This is a genomic window from Wolbachia endosymbiont of Drosophila bicornuta, from assembly GCF_028982105.1.
GTDB lineage: Bacteria > Pseudomonadota > Alphaproteobacteria > Rickettsiales > Anaplasmataceae > Wolbachia > Wolbachia pipientis.
In genome coordinates this window covers 1-562 of sequence record NZ_JAPQLF010000140.1, presented here as the reverse complement: position 1 = coordinate 562, position 562 = coordinate 1, and the positions used below count along the sequence as shown (strand labels likewise).

The 562-nt window shown below is 53.6% G+C and carries 1 tRNA gene and 1 rRNA gene; both read left to right on the top strand.

Going from position 1 to position 562, the window contains the following annotated elements:
* Nucleotides 1–199, top strand: a 16S ribosomal RNA gene (locus OZD68_RS06515); the annotation flags it as partial.
* A 226-nt stretch (nt 200–425) separates the two neighbouring features.
* Nucleotides 426–502 (top strand) — tRNA-Ile (locus OZD68_RS06510).
* Nucleotides 503–562: the final 60 nt, after the last annotated feature.

Genomic DNA, 562 nt, shown 5'->3' with positions numbered 1-562 from the left:
AGTAATCGCGGATCAGCATGCCGCGGTGAATACGTTCCCGGGCCTTGTACACACCGCCCGTCACACCATGGGAGTTGGTTTGACCTTAAGCCGGTGAGCGAACCCGCAAGGGGCGCAGCCGACCACGGTCGGGTCAGCGACTGGGGTGAAGTCGTAACAAGGTAGCCGTAGGGGAACCTGCGGCTGGATCACCTCCTTTCAAGGAACTGTTCTGAGGTTTGGTTGGGTAACTGATCATTCTTGGAATGTTTCGAAAAATAAAGTCCTTTGGTTATGGATCACCGAAGGCACGTTCTGTCAGATTTCTGTTCTGGTTTTACCAGGCGGGAGCGCCGTCAACATATCCCTTTCTGCGACAAGTGTTTCTGCTTGTTTGTTTTCTGCTTTTTTGGTGGAAGATGAATTTGAGCGGGAATGAAGGTTTTGGGCTAGTAGCTCAGTTGGTTAGAGCACACGCTTGATAAGCGTGGGGTCGGAGGTTCAAGTCCTCCCTGGCCCACCACTGGCCGCGCTGCATTGCGCAGCATTCTGGTTTTGGGGGCATAGCTCAGCTGGGAGAGCA